The sequence below is a fragment of the Mesorhizobium sp. Root695 genome (assembly GCF_001428185.1).
GTDB lineage: Bacteria > Pseudomonadota > Alphaproteobacteria > Rhizobiales > Rhizobiaceae > Mesorhizobium.
In genome coordinates, this window is record NZ_LMHO01000003.1 from 90,244 (window position 1) to 113,001 (window position 22,758).

The window sequence follows — 22,758 nt, forward strand, 5'->3', positions numbered from 1 at the left end:
GTTAAAGGAGAGATGTTATGAAAAAGCTCATTCTTGCGTCCGTTTCCGCGTTGGCCTTGCTTGGCGTTGCCGCCTGCAGCGACAGCGGCACGGATAACACCACCACCCAGAGCACCAACCCGCCGGCAGCCGAACAGCCGATGAAGCCGGCCACGCCTGATGCACCGAAGCCTACCGAACCGGCTCCGGCAACACCGGCTCCTGCGCCTGCGCAGTAGTTGCGTAAGCGGTACTTCGTTTGATGAATGAGAAAGGCCGGCTCACGTCGGCCTTTTTCATACTGTCCGAGCGCCGCGGTCGTCAGCGTCGGACCGATTTGTCGTAAGGCCTGCGGCACTGTCCCGGCTTGATAGCGGGGGGCGGTGGCACTAAGAAGCAGGCCATGTCGATTTGGGATCGCCTCGGCGAATTCATCACCCGCGTTTCATCTTCAGCCTCGTCGGGTGTCGCCGACGTCGTCGAGGCCGTGCGCACGGTTTTCTCCGGCGATGCGGATCTGCGCCGGCGTGTCGCCTTCTCGGTGGCGATGATCGCGCTGTCGGCCAAGATGGCCAAGGCCGATGGCATCGTCACCCAGGACGAGGTGCGCGCCTTCCAGGAAATCTTCGAGGTGCCGCCGAAGGAAACGCGCAATGTGGCGCGGCTGTTCGATCTCGCTCAGCGCGACGTGGCCGGTTTCGAGACCTATGCCGAGCGAATGGCGCAGATGTGCGGTTCCGGGCATTCCAACTGCGTGATGCTGGAAGACATACTCGACGGCCTCTTCCACATCGCCAAGGCCGACGGGCTAGTGCATGAGCACGAAGGCCTGTTCCTGCACCGGATCGCCGAGATTTTCCGCATCGACGAGGCGCATTACGAGGCCATCATGGCGCGGCACGTCAATCTGGGCGCCGGGGATCCCTATGTCGTGCTTGGCATCGAGCGCGGCAAGCCGTTCGAAGAGGTCAAGAAGCGCTATCGCAAGCTGGTTTCCGACAATCATCCGGACCGGCTGATCGCGCGCGGCCTGCCGCAGGAATTCATCAAGATCGCGACGACCAGGGTGGCGGCGATCAATGCCGCCTATGAGATGATCGAGCGGGGCCTGCGCCACGCATGAGCGGCTTCCTGCCCGACGAGCCACGCGCCGAGGTCAGGGTATCGCCGAATTTCGGTCCGCGGCGCGAGACGCTCAAGCCTGATATGATCGTGCTGCATTACACCGGCATGGCGACCGGCGTCGGGGCCGAAGCGTGGCTGTGCGATCCGGCCAGCGAGGTCTCGTCGCATTATCTCGTCCATGAGAATGGCCACATCGTGCAGATGGTCAGGGAAAGCGACCGCGCCTGGCACGCCGGCAAGAGTTCGTGGTTCGGACGCGCCGACATTAATTCCTGTTCGGTCGGCATCGAGATCGTCAATCCGGGACATTCGCTGGGCTATCCCGGTTTCCCCAGGCGGCAGATCGATGCGGTGATCGGGCTGTGCAAGGGGATCGCCGGTCGGCATTCGATTGCCGCCGAGCGGGTGCTGGCGCATTCCGACGTGGCGCCGGGGCGCAAAGTCGATCCGGGCGAGAAGTTCCCGTGGCGGACGCTGTTCGATGCCGGTGTTGGCCATCTCGTGGCGGCCGCGCCCGTCCGGCGAGGAGCCACGCTGACAGTTGGCGACACCGGCGGCGATGTCGAGGCGTTGCAGTCGATGCTGGCGCTCTACGGCTATGGCGTCGAGATATCGGGTATTTTCGACCGGCAGACGGAGATCGTCGTCGAGGCCTTCCAGCGGCATTTCCGGCCGCGCAAGGTGGATGGCGTTGCCGATGGCTCGACGCTGCGGACGCTGCAAAGGCTGCTTGCTTCCGTCAGGTCCTGACTTCCGGAGGATCTCTACCAAGCAACCTCTTCCAGTCCTTAAATTACAAGCTGTCATTCAAAGTGAATTGCCTGGCCTTGTTTGACACCAATTCGAGCGTCAAACGGCTGACGTGCAGATATCGGACCCCCAGCCCCCGGAGCTATTCCGATATTGATTAGGCGTTGCTGCGTGAACATCTTCATGCGGCTCAGACAGAACAGGATCACATGCAGAAATTGACCGTTTTAACGGCAGCTCTTGCTGCTGGCGCAATGACTTTTGCCTTCAGTGCCGCACATGCCGCCCCACTCAGCCCGCGGGCCGACCAAGGGCTTGTCTTGGCATCCGCAAAAAGCGGCAAGGCCGCACTGGCAAAAAGCGGCAAGGCAGGCCACGACGCCAAGGCGACGAAGCGGGCTTCCGCCAAAGCGGAAAAGGCAAGCTGGTCCAAGCCGAAGAAATCCACCAAAAGGCAGACGAAGCGTGGCCGCAGGACCGTCGACATGATGGCAACGGCGTCGATTGGAGCCCGGAACGCGGCGGCATCGACGGCCGCAGTGGCCAGCACCGGCCAGTATTCCGCAATCGTGGCCCGCTATGCGGCGATCGAAGGCGTGCCCGTGTCGCTCGCCACGGCGGTCATCAAGATCGAGAGCAACTACCGGCCTAACATCGTCGGCAGCGCCGGCGAGATCGGCCTGATGCAGATCAAGCCGGCGACGGCGCGGATGATGGGCTACAATGGTTCCGCCAAGGGCCTGTTCGATCCCGACACCAACATCAAATACGGCATGAAATACCTTGCCATGGCGCGGAATCTCGGCGGCGGCACGACCTGCGGCACGATTCTGAAATACAATGCTGGACACGCCGCAACGCGGATGAACCCGGTGTCAGCCGCCTATTGCGGCAAGGTCAAGGTGCAGATGGCTGCGCTTGGATCGCCCGCATAAGTCTGCTTTTTCGTTTGCGTTTTCGGGCGCGAACCCCTTTATACGCCTTGCCAGCTGGCTGGGCGGCCGCACCCGCAAACGCCGAAAGGTCGCGGGTGAGGAAAGTCCGGGCTCCATGGAAACACGGTGCCGGTTAATGGCCGGCGGGGGCGACCCCAGGGAAAGTGCCACAGAAAGCAAACCGCCACGATCCGGCTTGCCGGATTCGGGGCAAGGGTGAAAGGGTGGGGTAAGAGCCCACCGCGCGACTGGCAACAGGAGCGGCACGGTAAACCCCACCGGGAGCAAGACCGAATAGGGGCGGTGCGAGGGGAAACCCTCGAGGGCTGTTTCCGGCTCACCGTCCGGGTAGGTTGCATGAGGCGCATGGCAACATGCGCCCAAGATGAATGGCCGCCACGTTCTCGCGCCGCAAGGGGCGAGGGCCATACAGAACCCGGCTTACAGGCCAGCTGGCAATTCTCTCCATATCGAAGAGAAGTATTTTGAGATCAGCAGGTTGCCCTCGGGCGAGCCTGTTGATTCAAGCTTGTTCAGCGATCCATTGGCGCGCGCGGGAATCGGCCATTGCTTAAAATTGGTACAATTAAATCGTACCATGGATTGGCTGATAGCATCGGGAGCGCATCATGGGACAGGTCGACAAACGCAGCATCACGCTGTCGCCGGAACTGGCGCAAGCGGTGGACGACGTGGTCGCCGCCGGCGAATATGCGTCGGCTAGGGAAGTGATCCGCGATGCGCTCAGGCTATGGAAGGACCGCCGCGATCTGCATGGCTACACGCTGGAGGAATTGCGCAAGCTGGTGCAGGAGGGCATCGACAGCGGGCCGGCGCAAGACGGCCAGCCAATCATGGAACGTCTGCGCGCCAAATGTATGAAAATGGCCGAGGCCAAGGCTTCCACGAGTGAAGTATCGCCTGCTTCCCCAAGCAGTGGTCGACCTTGACTACATTGCCGGCCACGATCCCTGGGCGGCAATCCGTCTCGTGGATGCGTTGGAAAGACGGTGGGATTTGCTGACTTTGCATCCCTTCTCAGATGCGCCGCGCGATGACATCGTGCCCCGCATCCGTCATCTGCTCGTCGGCGACTATCTCACCTTGTATCGGTGGTGACGGCGCGATCGAGATCATCCGCGTGCTGCACGGCCGTCGCAACATCGAAGCCGATGATCTCGGCCCGTGATCGGTCCGATCAGCCGCTGATCTTGTCCAGCGACGCCTCGATCGCCTTCCAAAGCTCTTCCACCGGTTCGCAGCCGACCGAGAGGCGAACGAAACCGGCGGAAACCGCATCACCCCGCTTCGAGCGCCGCTCGGCGGAGGTATGAACGCCGCCGAAGGATGTCGCGGCCTGCATCAGTTGGCAGTTGTTGATGAAATCCTCGGCCTTGTCCTCCGAGGCGAGCTCGAAAGAGATGAGAAAGCCGAAGCGCTCCATCTGGGCGCGGGCAAGATTGTGCGACGGATCGCTTTCCAGTCCGGGAAAACGCAGGCCGCTGATCGCTCGGTGGCCTTTCAGCCGTCGCGCGATCACCTCCGCCGAGGCGCACATGCGGTCGAAGCGCACATCCAGTGTTTCGAGGCCGCGATGCACCAGCCAGGCTTCGAACGGGCCGGGAATGCTGCCGGAAACCTCGCGCCAGCCGGTCACGGCGGCGATGATATCGGCATTGCGGCTGGCGACGTGGCCGAACAGCACATCGGAATGGCCATTGGGCGCTTTGGTGTCGGCGGCAACGACGATATCGGCGCCATGGTCGAGCGGCCGCTGGCCGAAGGGCGTCATCGTCGTGTTGTCTACGACAAGGAGCGCGCCGGCTTTGTGAACTGCGTCGGCAACGGCCGCAATATCGCAGATATCCAGCCCCGGATTGGCGGGTGTTTCGACAAACGCCAGGCGATATCCGTCGAAGCTGCCATCGAGGAAGGTCGAGGTCGGCCTGACATCGTAGGTGATGCCGAGCGGCTTGAGGAAGCGATCGGCCAGCGCCCCTGTCGTGTGGTAGCCGTCCGAAGGCAGCAGGATACGGTCGCCGGCCTTGAGCACGGCAAAAAACGCCGCCGAGATCGCCGCCATTCCGGAAGGGAAGGCGACGCAGGGCGCGTCCTCAAGATGGGCCAGCATATGCTCGACCGCATCCCAGGTCGGGTTGCTGAAGCGGCCGTACTGGTTGAAGCCAGTGGCGTCGCCAGGCGCGTGAAAAATAGCGGCCATGGTCAGGGGCAGGGGAATGGAATCGCCCATGGCAAGCCCGCTATTGCGCAGATGGGGAAGTGCTGCAGCGCGACTGCTCGTTGTTTCAGACATCGATATTTCTAACCCTGTTGGTGACCGACCGGATGCGGCGAGACGCTATGCTGGGTAGCGGCTCGCGGCAAGGCGCGTCCGGTTGGGCCAGACGGCTCTAAACGCTTCGTTAGGCTTAATGATCCATAAAGACGAGACGTGCCGTCACGGCTGCTCTCATTGGTCGCGGCGCGCGTGTTTGTGAAGCCTATTCCCGTTGACGCCCATAGGGCCCCATGATATCCCATCTCGACATCAAAGCCTTCGTTCCGCGTCAGGGTAAAGCGTACGCCAATCGGGCAGCCGCGGCGGCTGCGCGTTTGCTGGTTTTTGCCCGTGCGGACGAGGTTGATACGGGGCAAGGAACGCGCTGTGGCGGCGCGTGCGAAAAGATGGAGAGGGGTGCGGCGGCGCAAGCGGCTGCAGCGTTTAATGGACCGGTTTCTGTCAAACACGGTGAGCAGGATCGACGCGAAGGGACGGGTGTCCGTTCCCGCGCATTTCCGTGCCGTCGTGCAGAAGCGCGGCTATTCGGAACTCTATGCGCTGCGCTGCCTGGACCTGCCGGCGATGGATGTCGGCGGGCTCGACCTGCTCGATCGCTACGAGCAGCGCATCGCGCTCGAAGATCCCTTCCTGCAGACGGCGGACGATATGTCGTTCTTCTGCCATGGCGACGGAACCTTCTTGAAACTCGACCAGGACGGCCGCATCACGATGAGCGATTTCATTCGCGAACACACCGGCATTTCGGCGGAAGTGGCCTTTGTCGGACGCGGCAATTTCTTTCAGATCTGGGAGCCGGGACGGCTTGCCGCCTATGGGGCGCAGGCGAGGGCCCGACTTTTGCAGCTTCGGCAGGGGACGAAGCCTGGGGAGCGACCGGAATGACGGCGAGCCACGGCGATGACCTTCCTCACGCCGTAGATGGGCACGCCGTTGGCGGATCGGCCCGCCACATTCCGGTCCTCCTTGGCGAAGTGCTCGAAGCACTGGCGCCAGCGGAGGGCGATATCATCATCGACGGCACGTTCGGCGCCGGCGGCTACACCAGGGCCATTCTGGCGACGGGCGCCTCCGTGGTGGCTATCGACCGCGATCCGGATGCCATTGCGGCCGGGCGCGATCTGGAAGAGCAGTCGGGCGGCCGGCTGCGCCTGGTGCAGGCGCCGTTCTCGACGCTGGACGAGCATGTCGAGAGTGCCGACGGCGTCGTGCTCGACATCGGTGTGTCCTCAATGCAGCTCGACCAGGCAGAGCGCGGCTTTTCGTTCCGCACCGACGGGCCGCTCGACATGCGCATGGCGCAGGCTGGTTTGAGCGCCGCCGACGTCGTCAACAGCTTCAAGCCGGGCGACCTTGCCCGCATCTTCGGCTTCCTCGGCGAGGAGCGCCATGCCGGGCGCATCGCCCGCATGATCGAGGCTCGCCGCGAAAAGCGCCCGTTCGAACGCACGCTGGAACTGGCCGACGCCATCGAGACGCATGTCGGTCGCGCGCCCAAGGACAAGATCCATCCGGCGACGCGCGTCTTCCAGGCGCTGCGCATCTTCGTCAATGACGAGCTTGGCGAGCTGGCCAAGGCCTTGTTTGCCGCCGAACGCGCACTGAAGCCGGGCGGACGGCTCGCCGTGGTGACGTTCCATTCGCTGGAAGACCGCATCGTCAAGCGTTTCATCGCTGATCGGGCCGACGTCGCGACCGGCTCGCGTCACCTGCCCGAGGCTCATGCGCGCACCGCGACCTTCCGCAAGGCGGGTGGCGGCGTGACGGCCGGCGACGCCGAGGTGGCGGCCAATCCGCGCGCCCGTTCGGCCAGGTTGCGCGCGGCAATCCGCACCGAGGCGCCGGCGCGCGGCAACGATTTTTCGATTTTCGGCCTTCCAAAGCTTCCCGGCATCGACCGGCCGGGGGAGAGGTAGCACGTGTTTCGTACCAGCGACATCGTCCTGATCGCCGTCATGGTTGCGGCCGCCGCCCTTACCTACAAGGCCAAGCGCGAGGCCGAGGACCAATTGGCTTCGGTGCAGAAGATCCATGCGCAGATCCGCTATGAGGAGGACACGATCGACCTGCTCAAGGCCGACTGGAGCCTGCTCACCCAGCCGTCGCGGCTGCAGAAGCTGACCGAACTCTACAAGTCGCAGCTCGAACTCGAGCCGGTCAGCGCCCGCCAGATCGTCGGCATCGGCGACCTGCCGGCCAAATCCCTGGACATTCAGGACATTCTGAACGGACGCCAGGGCGGTATGGCGGACAATTCGGACGGCAAGGCGCCGTCGGACGGCAGGGATCCCGTGGTGACCGGAGGCATCGCCCAATGATCGGCAAACTGCTGAAGCGTCGCGCCAGGACGAGTGAAGACGGATCGATCGTGGTCGAGGGCGCCCGCAAGGCGACCGGCGGCAAGGGCAGGACGCGCATCGTGATGACGATGGCGGTGTTCTTTGGCATCTTCTCGACCATTTCCGGCCGCCTGGTCTATCTCGGCTTCCAGACCCCCGACATGTCGGGCGGTCCGCAGAGCCGGGTGACGGCATCGCGGCCCGACATTGTCGACCGCAACGGCGAAGTGCTGGCGACGGACATCAAGACGGCGTCGCTGTTTGCCGAACCGCGCCGGATCGTCGACGCCGACGAGGCGATAGAGAAGCTGTCGACGGTGCTTCCGGACATCGACTATGAGCAGACCTACCACAAGCTGAAGAGCGGCGCCGGGTTCGTCTGGCTGCAGCGGCAGCTGACGCCCAAGCAACAGTCCGACATCATGCAGCTCGGCATTCCCGGCTTCGGCTTCCGCACCGAGAAGCGCCGCTTTTATCCGAGCGGCGAGACCTCGTCCTACATCGTCGGCCTCACCAACATCGACAACCAGGGCATCTCCGGAATGGAGAAGTATGTCGACGAGCAGGGCCTGAGCGACCTGCAGGCATCGGGCCTCGCGGTCGCCAAGGATCTCAAGCCGGTGAAGCTTTCGATCGATCTGCGCGTCCAGCATGTGGTCCGCGACGAGATCGCCGCCGGACTGGAGCGTTATCGCGCCATAGGCGCTGGCGCCGTTGTGCTCAACGTCAAGACCGGCGAAGTGGTGGCAATGGCCTCGGTGCCGGATTTTGATCCGAACAATCCTTACAATGCGCAGGACAAGGACCGGCTGAATCGGATGTCAGCGGGACTCTACGAGATGGGCTCGACCTTCAAGAGCTTCACTTCAGCCATGGCGCTCGATTCGGGCAAGGCGACGATGGCGAGCCGCTTCGATGCTTCGCATCCAATCCGGGTCGGCCATCAGGCCATTCACGATTTCCACGGCAAGAACCGAGTGCTGTCGTTGCCGGAGGTGTTCCTCTATTCGTCCAATATCGGGTCGGCCAGGGAGGCCGAGATGGTCGGCATCGAGGCGCACCGCGAATTCCTGCATCGCCTTGGCATTCTGGACAAGATGCAGACCGAACTGCCGGAAGTCGCCCGCCCGACCGAACCGAAGGTCTGGAAACAGGTCAATTCGTTCACTATCGCCTTTGGTCACGGCGTGTCGACGACACCGCTGCAAGCGGCTGTAGGCTGCGCGGCGTTGATGAATGGTGGCTTCCTGATGAACCCCACCTTCCTGATGCGTACGCAAGCGGAAGCAATGGCCACCGCCAAGAAGGTGGTGAGCGAAAAGACCGTGGAGGGCATGCGCTACCTCTATACGCTCAATGCCGAGAAGGGCTCGGCCAGAAATGCCAGGGTCCCCGGCTACCGCGTTGGCGGCAAGACCGGAACAGCCGAGAAGGTCGTCAACGGCCGCTACTCGAAAGACTTGAATTTCAATACCTTCGTCGCCGCCTTTCCGATGGACGATCCGCAATACCTCGTGTTTACGATTGCCGATGCCCCGCACCCGGAAAAGCCTGGCATGACAGACGTCGCGGCCGCGAATGCGGGGGTTATGGCCGGTAATATCATCAGGCGTTCAGCTGCCATGCTTGGCGTGAAGCCAGATTTCAGCCATGAAAATGGTGCAACGCTGGTTTCCTATCAGTGATTCTTAGGGCGCGCCGGTAACTGCGCGCTATTTTGTTGCGGTGAACGGGACTCGATGAAGCTCAGAGATCTAGCCGGTATCCTGCCCGTCGAGGGAATAGCTTCCGTCGATCTGGAGGTTACAGGGATTTCTTCGGATTCCCGCCAGGTAAAGCCGGGCGTTGTCTTTTTTGCGCTCGCCGGAACCAAGGCCGATGGTGCCGTTTATGCCGCCGACGCCGCCGTGCGCGGTGCGGCCGCGATCGTAGCGGGCAAGGGCAGCACCATAGCCGGGCTGTCGGTTCCGGTATTGGCGGTCGACGATCCGCGCCTGGCGCTGGCGCTGAGTGCGGCCCGCTATTTCGGCAAGCAGCCGCAGACCATGGTCGCGGTGACCGGTACCAGCGGCAAGACGTCGGTCGCCGCCTTCACCAGGCAGATCTGGGAGCAGGCCGGCTATGCCGCCGCTTCGATCGGCACCACCGGCGTGGTGGCGCCGGGCCGCAGCGATTATGGCTCGCTGACGACGCCCGATCCGGTCGCCCTGCATCAATTGCTGCGGGAATTGGCCGATGCCGGCGTCACCCACGCCTCGATGGAAGCCTCCAGCCATGGGCTCGACCAGCGCCGCCTCGATGGCGTGAAGCTGGCAGCTGGCGGCTTCACCAATCTCGGCCGCGACCACATGGACTATCATCCGACCATCGAGGACTACCACCGCGCCAAATTGCGCCTGTTCGACGCACTGCTGCCGAAGGGCGCGCCGGCGGTCATCTTCGCCGACGATCCGTGGTCGGCGCCGACGGTCAAGGCCGCACAGGCTGCCGGGCTCGAGGTGCTGACGGTCGGCCGTCATGGTGATTTCCTCAGGCTGAAGCGGGTCGAGCACGAGCGCCACCGCCAGCGCGCCGAAGTCGAGACCGACGGCGTGCTCTACGAGATCGATCTGCCGCTGGCCGGTGATTTCCAGATTTCGAACGCGCTGGTTTCGGCGGGGCTTGCCATTTCCACGGGAACACCTGTCGCCAAGGCCTTGATGGCGTTGGAGAAACTGAAGGGCGCACCGGGCCGGCTCGACCTCGTCGGCACCACCGCCAATGGCGCGCCGGTCTATGTGGATTATGCCCACAAGCCCGACGCGCTGGAAAACGTGCTGGCTTCGGTGCGCCCGTTCACCACCGGCCGCGTCATCGTCGTGTTCGGCTGCGGCGGCGACCGCGACCGGGGAAAAAGGCCGATCATGGGCGAGATCGCGACGCGGCTTGCCGATGTCGTCATCGTCACCGACGACAATCCGCGCTCGGAAGTGCCGGAAACGATCCGTGCTGCCATTTTGGCCGCTGCCCCCGGCGCTATCGAGATCGGCGACCGGCGCCAGGCGATCCATGAGGCGGTCGCCATGCTGCATGCCGGCGACACGCTGATCGTGGCTGGCAAAGGCCATGAGGAGGGCCAGACGATCGGCTCCGAGACCTTGCATTTCTCCGATCATGAGGAAGCCCGCGCAGCACTCGTGGAGCGTGCCGCATGAGCTTGCTGTGGACATCCGAGGCGCTGGTTGCCGCCATGGACGGGCGGCCTCTCGGGCCGATGCCGGAAGGCATTTCAGGCATTTCGATCGACAGCCGCAGCCTGCAGCCGGGCGACGCCTTCTTCGCCATCAAGGGCGAGGCGATGGACGGCCATGACTTCGCAACCGCTGCCATCAAGGCCGGCGCCGGTGTGCTGGTGGTGGCCGAAGGCAAGCTGCCGTCGCTCGGCCGGCTGACGGCGCCGATCATCGTCGTCGAAGATGTGCTGGCCGCGCTGGAAAAGCTCGGAGTGGCCTCCCGAGCACGCTCCCAAGCCAAAATCATCGCGGTGACCGGTTCGGCCGGCAAGACGACCACCAAGGAAGCGCTGCGCCATGTGCTGCAAGCCGTCGGCAAGGTGCATGCCTCGGCGCAGTCCTTCAACAACCACTGGGGCGTGCCGCTGACTTTGGCGCGCATGCCCGATGATTGCGACTATGCCGTGTTCGAGATCGGCATGAACCATCCCGACGAGATCCGCCCGCTGGTCAAGATGGTGAGGCCGCATGTCGCCATCGTTACCATGATCGCGGCCGCCCACCTTGGCTTCTTCCGCAATCTGGACGAGATCGCCAAGGCCAAGGCCGAGATTTTCGAAGGGCTGGAGCCTGAGGGGGCCGCCGTCCTCAACCGCGACGATGCGCGCTTCAGGCTTCTCGACAAGATGGCGCATGCCGCCGGTGTCGAGCACGTCTACGGCTTCGGCGAGAATGCGCGCTCGACCTTCAAGCTCACCAAATGCGAACTGCATGCGGATCATTCCGATATCGCCGCCAGGATCAGCGGCCACGAGGTGACGGCGCGGGTCGGCGCGCCCGGCCGCCATATGGTGCAGAATGTGCTGGCGGTGCTGGGGGCGGCGCATCTGGTCGGCGCCGATCTCGACAAGGTGGCACTCGCACTGGCCGATCTTTCGGCCGAACGCGGGCGCGGCAAGCGCCATGTGCTGCGTCACCCCGGTGGCTCGACTTCAAGCCACCCCGGCGGGCCGATCACGCTGATCGACGAGAGCTACAACGCCAATCCGGCATCGATGGCTGCCGCCATGGCATTGCTCAACGCGACGCCAGTGACGGGCGAGGGCCGCCGCATCGCGGTCCTCGGCGACATGCTCGAACTCGGCGACCACTCGGCGAAGCTGCATGCCGCCCTTGCCGAGCTCATCGTCGGCACCGGGACGCAGACCGTCTTTCTCGGCGGCCCGGAGATGCGGGCGCTGGCGCAGACGCTGCCGGCTGAGATCAAGACGGAATACCGCGCCGGTGTCGAGGAGCTGAAGCCGGTGCTGCTTGCCGCGCTGAAGCCGGGCGATGTGGTGATGATCAAATCGTCGAAGGGCATCGGTTTTGCAAGACTGGTCGATGCGCTGCTGGGCAAATACCCGGCTGAATCGACAGCCAGAAAACAGACCTAGGTCGGGGGACGAAAAGCGCATGTTTACACTGCTCGTCGATTTTGCGGACAAGGTCTCGGTCTTCAATGTCTTCCGCTACATCACCTTCCGCACTGGCGGGGCGCTGATCACGTCGGCGCTGATTGTCTTCATCTTCGGGCCGACCATCATCAATTCGCTGCGGCTGCGGCAAGGCAAGGGCCAGCCGATTCGCGCCGATGGGCCGCAGACGCATTTCAAGAAGGCCGGCACGCCGACCATGGGCGGGCTGATGATCCTGTCGGGCATTATCGGCTCGTCGCTTTTGTGGGCGAACCTGTCGAGCATCTATGTCTGGGTGGTGCTGCTGGTGACGCTGGGCTTCGGCTCGATCGGCTTCTATGACGACTACCTGAAAGTGACCAAGCAGTCGCATCTCGGCTTTTCCGGCAAGGCGCGGCTAGCGCTTGAATTCATCATCGCCGGCATCGCCGCCTGGGTGATCATGCACAATGGCCAGGCGCCATTCTCGTCGTCGCTGACATTCCCCTTTGCCAAGGAATTCATCATCAATCTCGGCTGGTTCTTCATTCCGTTCTCTTGTTTCGTCATCGTCGGCGCCGGCAACGCGGTGAACCTGACCGATGGCCTGGACGGGCTGGCGATCGTGCCGATCATGATCGCGGCGGCGTCCTTCGGCGTCATCGCCTATCTCTCCGGCAACGCCGTGTTTGCCGAATATCTGCAGATCCATTTCGTGCCCGGTACCGGCGAACTGGCGGTCGTGCTTGGCTCGGTCATCGGCGCCGGCCTCGGCTTCCTCTGGTTCAACGCGCCACCGGCGGCGATCTTCATGGGCGACACCGGATCGCTGGCCATGGGCGGCTTGATCGGAACCGTCGCCGTCGCCACCAAGCACGAGATCGTGCTGGTCATCGTCGGCGGATTGTTTGTCGTGGAAATCCTGTCGGTCATCATCCAGGTCGGCTACTTCAAGATGACCGGCAAGCGGGTGTTCCTGATGGCGCCGATCCACCATCATTTCGAAAAGCTCGGCTGGACCGAAAGCCAGGTGGTGATCCGCTTCTGGATCATCGCCGTCATCCTGGCGCTGGTCGGCCTGTCGACCCTCAAGCTGAGATAGGAAGCCCCTTGATCCCCGCCGCATCCTTTTCAGGCAAGCGCGTTTCGCTCTTCGGGCTCGGTGGCTCGGGGATCGCCACGGCCCGCTCGCTGATCGAGGGCGGGGCGGACGTGCTGGCCTGGGACGACAATCCGGAAAGTGTGGCCAAGGCCGCCGTTGCCGGCATCGCAACCGCTGATCTACGTGGCGCCGACTGGGCGAAATTCTCGGCCTTCGTACTGTCGCCCGGCGTGCCGCTGACGCATCCCAAGCCGCATTGGACGGTGGAGCTCGCGCGCGGTTCAGGCGTCGAGATCATCGGCGACATCGAGCTTTTCTGCCGCGAGCGGATGCTGAGCGCGCCAACGTCGCCCTTCATCGCCATCACCGGCACCAACGGCAAGTCGACGACGACCGCGCTGACGGCGCATATCCTTAAAGCTGCGGGACGCGACACCCAGATGGGCGGCAATATCGGCCGCGCGGTGATGACGCTCGATCCGCCTGAGTCCGATCGGCACTATGTGGTCGAATGCTCGTCCTACCAGATCGACCTTGCGCCCTCGATCAACCCGACAGCCGGCATCCTGCTCAACCTGACGCCCGATCATCTCGACCGCCACGGCACCATGCAGCACTACGCCGCGATCAAGGAGCGGCTGGTTGCCGGCAGCGAGACGGCAATCGTCGGCATCGACGATTCCTGGTGCGCGCAGATCGCCGAGCGGCTGGAGCGGGCCGGGCGGCATGTCATCCGCATTTCCAAGCGGCTGCCGCTGACCGACGGCTATTTCGCCGACGGCAGCGATCTGATGGAGGCGGTGCACGGCCGCTATAGCCGTGTCGCCTTCCTCGAGGGCATCGGCTCGCTGCGCGGCCAGCACAATGCCCAGAATGCGCTGGCAGCGGTTGCCGCTTGCCTCAAGGTCGGGCTGGAACTTGGCGAGATCCAGTCGGGGCTGGAAAGCTTTCCCGGCCTCGCGCACCGCATGGAGCAGGTCGGCCGCAAGGACCATGTGCTGTTCATCAACGATTCCAAGGCGACCAACGCCGATGCGGCGGCCCCGGCACTGTCGAGCTTTGCGCGCATCTACTGGATCGCCGGTGGCTTGCCCAAGGAAGGCGGTATAGAGCCGTTGCGCGGCTTCTTCCCGCGCATCGCCAAGGCTTATCTGATCGGCGAGGCGGCGCCGGCTTTTTCGGCGACACTGGGCGAGGCCGTGCCCTACGAGATTTCAGGCACGCTGGCCGCGGCGGTCGAGCACGCCGCGCATGATGCGGCCCAGGACGAAAGCGGCGAGGCGGTGGTGCTGTTGTCGCCGGCCTGCGCCAGTTTCGACCAGTTCAAGAATTTCGAAGTCCGCGGCGAAGCCTTCAGGCAAGCTGCGAATGCTATCGAGGGTGTGAAACCCATCGGAGGGGCACGATAATGCAGAGCCGTCTCGACAAAAGTCCGGTTGCGACCTGGTGGTGGACGATCGATCGCTGGTTCCTGGCGGCGTTCCTGTCGCTGATGGGGCTTGGCATCGTGCTGTCCTTCGCCGCCAGCCCGGCGGTGGCCGAACGCATCGGTCTCGACAGTTTCCACTTCGCCACCAGGCAGATCATCTTCACCGTGCCCGCACTTGGCGTGATGCTGGCCGTGTCCTTCCTCGATTCCAGGCAGATCCGGCGCATGGCGCTGATCATGCTGTGCCTGATGCTGGTGCTGATGGTGGCCGTGCTCTACATCGGCGTCGAGGTGAAGGGCGCGCGCCGCTGGGTGTCGCTTGCCGGCCTGTCGATCCAGCCCTCTGAATTTCTGAAACCGGCCTTCGTCATCATGTGCGCCTGGCTGTTCGCCGAACACAAGCGCCAGCCCGACATTCCGGGCAATCTGTTCGCCATGCTGCTGCTGGTGCTGGTCGTGTCGCTGCTGGTGGCGCAACCGGACCTCGGCCAGACGATGCTGACGACCGGCACCTGGGGCATCATGTTCTTCATGGCTGGGCTGCCATGGCTATGGATCGTCGCACTGGGGGCGGCCGGCGTCGGCGGCGTTTTCGCCGCCTATACGGTGTTCCCGCACGTTGCCTTGCGAATCGACAAGTTCCTCACCGGCGAAGGCGACACGTTCCAGGTCGACATGGGGCGCGAGGCGCTGATCAATGGCGGCTGGTTCGGCGTCGGTCCGGGCGAGGGCACCGTCAAGCGGGTCATCCCCGACAGCCACGCCGACTTCGTCTTCTCGGTCGCCGGCGAGGAGTTCGGGCTGATCATGTGCTTTTTCATCATGTCGATCTTCGCCTTCATCGTGCTGCGCGGTCTCAACACGGCGCTGAAGGAGCATGACGATTTCACCCGCTATGCGGTCGGCGGCCTCGTCACCGTCTTCGGCCTGCAGGCGGTCATCAACATGTGCGTCAACCTGCAGCTGGTGCCGGCCAAGGGCATGACGCTGCCGTTCATCTCCTATGGCGGCTCCTCGCAGATCGCCATTGCCATCTCGATGGGTATGGTGCTGGCGCTGACACGCAAGCGGCCGGAAAAGCGCAAGCAGATGGGCTTTGGCCTGTCGCAACGTGCCGTGCCGGCGGAGTGATATGGCCAGAGGCGTCATCCTTCTCGCGGCGGGCGGAACCGGTGGGCATCTTTTCCCGGCCGAGGCGCTGGCGCATGAGCTGAACGAGCGCGGCTGGTCGGTGCATCTGGCGACCGACGACCGTGCCGAGCGTTTCGCCGGCCATTTCCCGGCCGCCGCCATCCATCCGATCCAGTCGGCGACGATGGGCTCGAAAAATCCTTTTGCCCTGCTTGGCGCCTTCTGGGAAATCTGGCGCGGCGTGCGCCAGGCTTCCGCCATCATTGGCAGAATCAAGCCGGATGCTGTCGTCGGCTTCGGCGGCTATCCGACCTTGCCGCCGCTCTACGCGGCGACACGGCGCAAGGTGCCGACGCTGATCCACGAGCAGAACGCGGTGATGGGACGCGCCAACCGGGCGCTGGCCGGCCGTGTCGACGCCATCGCCGGCGGCTTCCTGCCACAGGACACCAGTGCGGCCGGCATCAAGACGGTCACGACGGGCAATCCGGTCAGGCCTGCGGTGCTGGAAGCGGCCAAGACGGCTTATGCGGCGTCGACCGGGGAACAGCCGTTCCGCCTGCTTGTGTTCGGCGGCAGCCAGGGCGCCCAGTTCTTTTCCGATGCCGTGCCGGGGGCTATCGCGCTGCTTTCCGATGCCCAGCGCAAGCGGCTGGTCATTACCCAACAAGCTCGCGCGGATGACGTGGGGAGGGTCAAGGCGGCCTATGCCGCCCTTGGCGTCGCCGTCGAGGTCTCGCCCTTCTTCACCGACATGGCGCAGCGCATCGCGGCGGCGCATCTGGTGATCTCGCGCTCCGGCGCCTCGACCGTTTCGGAGATCGCCGTCATCGGCCGGCCGGCGCTGCTGGTGCCTTACCCCTATGCGCTCGATCACGACCAGGCGGCGAACGCGGCGGCCCTTGCTGCCGCCGGCGGCGGCGAAGTGCACCCGCAATCCTCGCTTTCGCCCGAACGCATCGCAGCGCTCATCGGCGGGCTCATGGACGCCCCCGAGCGGCTGGCGGCGATGGCGGCGGGCGCGAAATCGGCCGGCAGGCCGGACGCTGCACGGTTGCTCGCTGATCTCACAGAGGCTATTGCGTCGAAAAAAACCGTTTCGGATTTCAGGAAGGGGACGCACGCATGAAGATGCCGCAGACGATCGGCCTTGTGCATTTCATCGGCATTGGCGGCATCGGCATGAGCGGCATTGCCGAAGTGCTGCACAATCTCGGCTACAAGGTGCAAGGGTCCGATCAGGCCGAAAGCGCCAATGTGCAACGGCTGCGCGACAAGGGCATCGAATGCTTCGTCGGCCACAAGGCCGAAAATCTCGGCGAGGCCGAGGTGGTGGTCGTCTCGACCGCGATCAAGAAATCCAATCCGGAGCTCAAGGCCGCGCGCGAAAAGCTGCTGCCGATCGTACGTCGTGCCGAAATGCTGGCCGAGCTGATGCGCTTTCGCCAGGCGGTGGCGATCGGCGGCACGCATGGCAAGACGACGACGACCTCAATGGTGGCGACCTTGCTCGATGCCGGCGGGCTCGATCCGACCGTCATCAATGGCGGCATCATCAATGCTTATGGCACCAACGCCCGCATGGGCGACGGCGAATGGATGGTGGTCGAGGCCGACGAGAGCGACGGCACCTTCCTCAAGCTGCCGGCCGAGATCGCGGTCGTCACCAACATCGATCCCGAGCATCTCGATCACTATGGCAGTTTCGACAAGGTGCGCGAGGCGTTCCGCCAGTTCGTCGAGAACGTGCCGTTCTACGGTTTTGGCGTGATGTGCACCGATCATCCCGAGGTGCAGGCGCTGGTCAGCCGCATCGAGGATCGCCGCGTCATCACCTATGGCGAGAACGCGCAGGCCGATGTGCGCTTCACCAATCATCGCATGGTCGGTGCCATTTCGGAATTCGACGTGGTGATCCGTGACCGCAAGACCGGCGGCCAGACGACGATAGCAGGCCTGCGCCTGCCGATGCCCGGCCGTCACAACGTCTCCAACGCGACGGCCGCGATCGCAGTCGCGCATGAGCTCGGCCTGTCGGCCGAGGCGATCAAGAAGGGCCTGTCGTCCTTCGCCGGCGTCAAGCGCCGCTTCACCCACACCGGTTCGTGGGACGGCGTCGAAATATTCGACGATTACGGCCACCATCCGGTCGAGATCTCGGCGGTGCTGAAGGCGGCGCGCAGTGCCACCAAGGGCCGCGTCATCGCCATTGCCCAGCCGCACCGCTTCACCCGGCTGCATGATCTGTTCAACGAGTTTTCCACCTGCTTCAACGACGCCGACACGGTGATGGTGGCGCCGGTCTACGCGGCCGGCGAAGAGCCGATCGACGGCGTCAGCTCGGACGCGCTGGTGTCGCGCATCCGCGCCGGCGGCCATCGCGACGCGCGCTACATCGAGGGTCCGGCGGCGATCGCGCCCATCATCCGCGATCTGGCCAAATCAGGCGATTTCGTCGTCTTCCTGGGCGCCGGCAACATCACCCAATGGGCCTATGCGTTGCCCAAGGAGCTTGGCGGGACCGTCACATGATGCATGGCCAGGCCCTGATCGACAGACTTGGCGACAGGCTTGCCGGCCTGCGCGGCCGCCTCACGCCGAATGCCGAGATGGACAAGATCACCTGGTTCCGCGCCGGCGGCCTGGCTGAAGCGCTGTTCCAGCCGGCCGACGAAGAGGACCTCGCGGCGTTTCTGAAAGCCGTTCCGGAGGACATACCGCTGACCATCGTCGGCGTCGGCTCGAACCTCCTGGTTCGCGACGGTGGCATTCCGGGCTTTGTCATCCGGCTTTCGGCCAAGGGCTTCGGCGAGGCCGAAATCGTCGGGCCGACGAGGATCAAGGCGGGTGCCGCCACGCCCGACAAGCGCGTCGCCGCGGTGGCGCTCGATGCGGGCATTGGCGGCTTCCATTTCTATCACGGCATCCCTGGCGCCATCGGCGGCGCGCTGCGGATGAATGCCGGTGCCAACGGCGTCGAGACGCGCGAGCGCGTCGTCGAGGTGCGTGCGCTTGACCGCAAGGGCAATGTGCAGACGCTGAGCAACGCCGATATGGGCTACGCCTATCGCTATTCGGCTGCGCCCTCCGGGCTGATCTTCACCTCGGCCGTGTTTGAAGGCTTTGCCGAGGACAAGGCAGCGATCAAGGCGGCGATGGATGCCGTGCAGAACCATCGCGAGACCGTGCAGCCGATCCGCGAGAAGACCGGCGGCTCGACCTTCAAGAATCCGGAAGGCACGTCGGCCTGGAAGGAGATCGACAAGGCGGGTTGCCGCGGCCTGATGATAGGCGGCGCGCAGATGTCGCCGATGCATTGCAACTTCATGATCAACACGGGAACCGCGACCGGCTACGACCTTGAATATCTCGGCGAGACGGTGCGTACGCGGGTGCTGGAGAATTCCGGCATCCGGCTGCAATGGGAAATCAAGCGCATCGGCAATTTCCGGCCGGGACATGCGGTTCAGGAGTTTCTCGGGCAACTCCTTTAGCGCGCGTTGAAGTTCATGTGATGCATGAACTTCAACGGGACCAAAACGGCCCGTAACCGTTGCTGCAAAGACTCAACGACACGCTTTTCGCATCCATTTTCTCAGAAAGTGAATCTCTCGGAATCGTAAGCACTTGCCAGTGAATCAACTCTCTGATTCTCTGCTCAAAAGCGTTTCCTGATTTGAGTCGTTCGACGCGTTACCCGCGTTTTCCGTCTGGGGGGCAACCTGCCGGGAGACTCGGACTCAATGTTGCGGAAAATCTTGGTTTTTGGTCCGCCGTGAGAGGGGATGCCGGGGAATGAAGAACAAGCATGTGGCCGTCCTGCTGGGTGGGTTTTCGTCCGAGCGGCCCGTGTCTCTGTCCTCGGGGAAGGCTTGTGCCGATGAGCTCGAGAAGGAAGGCTACCAGGTCACGCGCGTCGATGTCGGGCGCGATGTCGGCTCCGTGCTTGCCGAGCTCAAGCCCGATGTCGCCTTCAACGCGCTGCATGGCCCCTTTGGTGAGGATGGTACCATCCAGGGCATCCTCGAATATCTCGGCATTCCCTACACCCATTCCGGTGTGCTCGCCTCGGCTCTGGCCATGAACAAGGAACAGGCCAAGCGGGTTGCCAAGGCGGTCGGCGTTCCGGTCGCCGAATCGAAGGTCGCCAGCCGCTTCGCCATCCAGAGCAAGCATCCGATGAAGCCGCCCTATGTGGTCAAGCCGGTCAATGAGGGTTCGAGCTTCGGCGTCGTCATCGTGCATGAAGGCCAGTCGCATCCGCCGCAGGTTCTGGGCTCGTCGGAATGGAGATATGGCGATATCGTCATGGTCGAGCGTTACATCCATGGTCGCGAGCTGACCTGCGCGGTGATGGGCGATGTGGCGCTGGGGGTCTGCGAGATCATCCCGACCGGCCATTCCTTCTACGACTATGATTCAAAATATGTCGCCGGGGGATCAAAGCACGAATGCCCCGCAAAAGTTTCACCGAATATTTACCAAAAAATACAAACACTGGCGCTCAAGGCTCACCAAGCGATCGGCTGTCGGGGCGTTTCCCGGTCGGACTTCCGTTATGACGATCGGCATTCCGAAAACGGCGAGGTTGTCTGGCTCGAGGTCAACACCCAGCCGGGTATGACGCCGACGTCCTTGGTGCCTGAAATCGCCGCCCAGGCCGGGCACTCTTTTGGCGATTTGTTGAGTTGGATGGTGGAGGACGCTTCGTGTCTGCGTTGAAATGGGGACAAGGTAAGGAGAGGGGCGCGGCCGGGCCGGCGCTGTTCGGCCTGCCGTTGTCGTTGGACCATTTCGTGCTGCCGCGGGTGCTGCGTCGCCCGGTGCGCATTCTGGCGCGCCTCGGCGTCGGGGAATTCCAGGCGCCGCGCTTTTCCGCGGCCATGATGTCGGCCGTGCTGATTGCTTCGAGCGGTGCTTATGGCGCCTATCTCGGCGGCCACGTCGACGGCATCGTGCAGAGCATCACCGCCCGCACCGGCTTTGCCGTCGATCAGGTCAAGGTGGTCGGCAATCGCCAGACCTCGGAGATCGATATTCTCGACAGGCTCGAACTCGACGGCTGGACGTCGCTGATCGGCTTTGACGCCGAGGCTGCGCGCGAGCGCATCTCCGGCCTGCCGTGGATCGAGGTTGCGGCGGTGCGCAAGGTCTATCCGCACACGCTGGAAGTGCGCGTTGAGGAGCGCCAGGCCTTTGCGCTCTGGCAGCAGGGCGACGAGCTGTCCGTCATCGAGAAGGATGGCGCCGTGATCGCGCCGTTCTCGGGCGGCAAGCAGGTGCTGCTGCCGCTGCTGATCGGCACCGGCGCGCCGGCGAGCGCGCCCGACTTTATCGCCAAGATCGAAAAATATCCTGAGCTCGCGACCCGGATCAAAGGCTATATCCGCGTCGGCGATCGGCGCTGGGACCTGAAGCTGGACAATGGCATCACCGTCAAGCTTCCCGAGGATGGCGAGGATCTGGCACTCGCCGAACTCGTCAAGATGGATCAGGACAAGGGGCTGTTGTCGCGCGACATCGCCGCCGTCGACATGCGTCTGACCGACAGGATGGTTGTGCAGTTGACGCCCGAGGCGGCAACGCAGCGCGAAGCCGCACTGAACGAAAAACCCAAGAGCCTGAAGCGCAAGCCGGAGACGAAGATATGAGCTGGCTTGGCGGTCATGGCGATGCCTCGTCGCGCCGATCCGGCACCCTGACGGTGCTGGATGTCGGTTCGAGCAAGGTCTGCTGCATGGTGGCCAAGCTGAAGCCGTGCGATGACGGCAAGCTGCTGCGTGGCCGCTCGCACCGGATCCAGGTGATCGGCATTGGTCATCAGAAATCGCAAGGCGTGAAGTCGGGCGTCGTCGTCGATCTCGACCGCGCCGAGCATGCCATCCGCCTCGCCGTAGATGCGGCCGAACGCATGGCCGGGCTGACGGTCGATTCGCTGATCGTCAACATGACGGCCGGCCGGCTGAAGAGCGAAGCCTTCTCCGCCACCATCAACCTTGGCGGCCATGAGGCCGACGAGGCCGACATCAAGCGCGTTCTCGGCGCCGGCGCCAAGCAGGCGCTGAAGGCCGAGCGCGAGGTGATCCATTCGCTTCCCGTCGGCTTTTCGCTGGATGCGGAACGCGGCGTGCGCGATCCGCGCGGCATGGTCGGCGACGCACTCGGCGTCGACATGCATGTGTTGACCGGTGACGCCGCTCCGATGCGCAACCTGGAGCTTTCCATCAACCGTTCGCACCTGTCGGTCGAGCGCATGGTGGCGACGCCCTATGCCAGCGGGTTGGCGGCCCTGGTCGACGACGAACTGGAGATGGGCGCGGCCTGCATCGACATGGGCGGCGGCACGACGACGATCTCGGTGTTTTCTGAAGGCAAGTTCGTCCATGGCGACGCCATCGCCATCGGCGGCAACCATGTCACGCTGGACATGGCCAAGGGGCTATCGACCTCGCTCGACGCAGCGGAACGGCTGAAGGTGATGCATGGCTCCGCACTGCCGGGCAGCGCCGACGACCGTGACCTGGTCTCGATCCAGCCGATCGGCGACGATGGCGATGTGCCTTTGCAGATCCCGCGCTCGGTGATGACGCGCATCGTGCGCGCCCGCATCGACGAGACGCTCGAATTGCTGCGCGACCGGCTCAACAAGTCCGGCTACGGCAATGCGGTGGGCAAGCGCGTGGTGCTCACCGGCGGTGCCAGCCAGCTTGCCGGCCTGCCGGAGGCGGCGCGCCGCATCCTGGGACGCAATGTGCGCATCGGCCGTCCGCTCGGCGTGGCTGGCCTGCCGGAAGCGGCGAAGGGGCCGGCCTTCTCGGCCGCGGTGGGGCTTCTGATCTATCCGCAGATGGCGAGCTTCGAGAGCCATCCGGCGAAAGGAATTTCCGGTCTGAGAATGACCGGAACGGGCGGAAAACTGCATCGCATGAGTCAGTGGTTGAGAGACAGTTTCTAAATTGACGGGGACAGCCCCATAGGCGGCCGCGGCGGCGAAGCGGCGTGAAAGGCAAAGGACGGAGAC

Annotated in this window: 23 protein-coding genes and 1 other RNA gene; 23 read left to right on the forward strand and 1 reads right to left on the reverse strand. The window is 63.8% G+C overall.

The window, feature by feature from the left end:
* Positions 1-17 precede the first annotated feature (17 nt).
* The 8 genes from ASD99_RS04570 (at position 18) to ASD99_RS35090 (ending at position 3,978) form a co-directional block, all read left to right on the forward strand.
* A complete protein-coding gene (locus ASD99_RS04570; RefSeq protein WP_056582878.1) occupies positions 18-218 on the forward strand; it encodes a hypothetical protein in 201 nt (66 codons plus the stop codon).
* Positions 219-382: 164 nt separating this feature from the next.
* Complete coding sequence (locus ASD99_RS04575; RefSeq protein WP_056582881.1) at positions 383-1,102, forward strand: J domain-containing protein; 720 nt, start codon at positions 383-385, stop codon at positions 1,100-1,102.
* The gene (locus ASD99_RS04580) at positions 1,099-1,854 is read left to right on the forward strand and encodes an N-acetylmuramoyl-L-alanine amidase (protein ID WP_056582883.1); all 756 of its coding nucleotides are present in this window, start codon (positions 1,099-1,101) and stop codon (positions 1,852-1,854) included. Before ASD99_RS04575 ends, ASD99_RS04580 begins: the two co-directional genes overlap by 4 nt.
* A 209-nt stretch (positions 1,855-2,063) precedes the next feature.
* Positions 2,064-2,789 (forward strand): lytic transglycosylase domain-containing protein, encoded by a 726-nt coding sequence (locus ASD99_RS04585; protein ID WP_056582885.1) that lies wholly within the window; start codon positions 2,064-2,066, stop codon positions 2,787-2,789.
* 50 nt (positions 2,790-2,839) lie between these two features.
* Positions 2,840-3,249, forward strand: an RNA gene (gene rnpB, locus ASD99_RS05845) — RNase P RNA component class A.
* A gap of 169 nt (positions 3,250-3,418) precedes the next feature.
* Positions 3,419-3,739, forward strand: a complete 321-nt coding sequence (locus tag ASD99_RS04590; protein ID WP_056582887.1) for a type II toxin-antitoxin system ParD family antitoxin — start codon at positions 3,419-3,421, stop codon at positions 3,737-3,739.
* Positions 3,726-3,908, forward strand: a complete 183-nt coding sequence (locus ASD99_RS04595; RefSeq protein ID WP_244497621.1) for a type II toxin-antitoxin system RelE/ParE family toxin — start codon at positions 3,726-3,728, stop codon at positions 3,906-3,908. The genes ASD99_RS04590 and ASD99_RS04595 overlap by 14 nt, the downstream gene beginning before the upstream one ends.
* Entirely contained in the window at positions 3,844-3,978 is a 135-nt protein-coding gene (locus tag ASD99_RS35090; protein WP_274533681.1) for a hypothetical protein, read from the forward strand. The genes ASD99_RS04595 and ASD99_RS35090 overlap by 65 nt, the downstream gene beginning before the upstream one ends.
* Positions 3,979-3,987: 9 nt before the next feature.
* Here ASD99_RS35090 and ASD99_RS04600 read toward each other — a convergent pair whose 3' ends face one another.
* The gene (locus tag ASD99_RS04600; protein ID WP_057142882.1) at positions 3,988-5,103 is read right to left on the reverse strand and encodes a cystathionine gamma-lyase; all 1,116 of its coding nucleotides are present in this window, start codon (positions 5,101-5,103) and stop codon (positions 3,988-3,990) included.
* Between the two features lie 411 nt (positions 5,104-5,514).
* Between ASD99_RS04600 and mraZ the strand changes: the two genes are divergently transcribed.
* From mraZ to ftsA, 15 genes are all read left to right on the forward strand, one after another.
* Positions 5,515-5,973 (forward strand): division/cell wall cluster transcriptional repressor MraZ, encoded by a 459-nt coding sequence (gene mraZ, locus ASD99_RS04605; protein WP_056582893.1) that lies wholly within the window; start codon positions 5,515-5,517, stop codon positions 5,971-5,973.
* The gene (gene rsmH / locus ASD99_RS04610; protein WP_056582895.1) at positions 5,970-7,004 is read left to right on the forward strand and encodes a 16S rRNA (cytosine(1402)-N(4))-methyltransferase RsmH; all 1,035 of its coding nucleotides are present in this window, start codon (positions 5,970-5,972) and stop codon (positions 7,002-7,004) included. The genes mraZ and rsmH overlap by 4 nt, the downstream gene beginning before the upstream one ends.
* A 3-nt stretch (positions 7,005-7,007) precedes the next feature.
* Positions 7,008-7,406, forward strand: coding sequence for a hypothetical protein (locus ASD99_RS04615; RefSeq protein ID WP_056582898.1), 399 nt, complete (start codon positions 7,008-7,010; stop codon positions 7,404-7,406).
* A complete protein-coding gene (locus tag ASD99_RS04620; protein ID WP_056582900.1) occupies positions 7,403-9,112 on the forward strand; it encodes a peptidoglycan D,D-transpeptidase FtsI family protein in 1,710 nt (569 codons plus the stop codon). The genes ASD99_RS04615 and ASD99_RS04620 overlap by 4 nt, the downstream gene beginning before the upstream one ends.
* 54 nt (positions 9,113-9,166) lie before the next feature.
* On the forward strand, positions 9,167-10,621 hold the full coding sequence (locus ASD99_RS04625) for a UDP-N-acetylmuramoyl-L-alanyl-D-glutamate--2,6-diaminopimelate ligase (RefSeq protein ID WP_057142883.1): 1,455 nt from the start codon (positions 9,167-9,169) through the stop codon (positions 10,619-10,621).
* Positions 10,618-12,075, forward strand: a complete 1,458-nt coding sequence (locus ASD99_RS04630) for a UDP-N-acetylmuramoylalanyl-D-glutamyl-2,6-diaminopimelate--D-alanyl-D-alanine ligase (protein WP_056582904.1) — start codon at positions 10,618-10,620, stop codon at positions 12,073-12,075. Before ASD99_RS04625 ends, ASD99_RS04630 begins: the two co-directional genes overlap by 4 nt.
* Before the next feature lie 19 nt (positions 12,076-12,094).
* Entirely contained in the window at positions 12,095-13,177 is a 1,083-nt protein-coding gene (gene mraY / locus ASD99_RS04635; RefSeq protein ID WP_056582906.1) for a phospho-N-acetylmuramoyl-pentapeptide-transferase, read from the forward strand.
* An 8-nt stretch (positions 13,178-13,185) separates the two neighbouring features.
* Positions 13,186-14,586 carry a UDP-N-acetylmuramoyl-L-alanine--D-glutamate ligase gene (gene murD / locus ASD99_RS04640; protein WP_057142884.1) on the forward strand — a complete coding sequence of 467 codons (1,401 nt, stop codon included), beginning with the start codon at positions 13,186-13,188 and terminating at the stop codon, positions 14,584-14,586.
* Complete coding sequence (gene ftsW / locus ASD99_RS04645; protein WP_027034940.1) at positions 14,586-15,737, forward strand: putative lipid II flippase FtsW; 1,152 nt, start codon at positions 14,586-14,588, stop codon at positions 15,735-15,737. The genes murD and ftsW overlap by 1 nt, the downstream gene beginning before the upstream one ends.
* Before the next feature lies 1 nt (position 15,738).
* Positions 15,739-16,866 carry an undecaprenyldiphospho-muramoylpentapeptide beta-N-acetylglucosaminyltransferase gene (gene murG, locus ASD99_RS04650; RefSeq protein ID WP_057142885.1) on the forward strand — a complete coding sequence of 376 codons (1,128 nt, stop codon included), beginning with the start codon at positions 15,739-15,741 and terminating at the stop codon, positions 16,864-16,866.
* Complete coding sequence (gene murC, locus ASD99_RS04655; protein ID WP_057142886.1) at positions 16,863-18,269, forward strand: UDP-N-acetylmuramate--L-alanine ligase; 1,407 nt, start codon at positions 16,863-16,865, stop codon at positions 18,267-18,269. Before murG ends, murC begins: the two co-directional genes overlap by 4 nt.
* Positions 18,266-19,231 (forward strand): UDP-N-acetylmuramate dehydrogenase, encoded by a 966-nt coding sequence (gene murB, locus ASD99_RS04660; protein ID WP_057142887.1) that lies wholly within the window; start codon positions 18,266-18,268, stop codon positions 19,229-19,231. The genes murC and murB overlap by 4 nt, the downstream gene beginning before the upstream one ends.
* A 301-nt stretch (positions 19,232-19,532) precedes the next feature.
* The gene (locus ASD99_RS04665) at positions 19,533-20,459 is read left to right on the forward strand and encodes a D-alanine--D-alanine ligase (protein WP_057142888.1); all 927 of its coding nucleotides are present in this window, start codon (positions 19,533-19,535) and stop codon (positions 20,457-20,459) included.
* Positions 20,447-21,388, forward strand: coding sequence for a cell division protein FtsQ/DivIB (locus tag ASD99_RS04670; RefSeq protein WP_056582917.1), 942 nt, complete (start codon positions 20,447-20,449; stop codon positions 21,386-21,388). The genes ASD99_RS04665 and ASD99_RS04670 overlap by 13 nt, the downstream gene beginning before the upstream one ends.
* Positions 21,385-22,692 carry a cell division protein FtsA gene (gene ftsA / locus ASD99_RS04675; protein WP_056582919.1) on the forward strand — a complete coding sequence of 436 codons (1,308 nt, stop codon included), beginning with the start codon at positions 21,385-21,387 and terminating at the stop codon, positions 22,690-22,692. The genes ASD99_RS04670 and ftsA overlap by 4 nt, the downstream gene beginning before the upstream one ends.
* Positions 22,693-22,758: the final 66 nt, after the last annotated feature.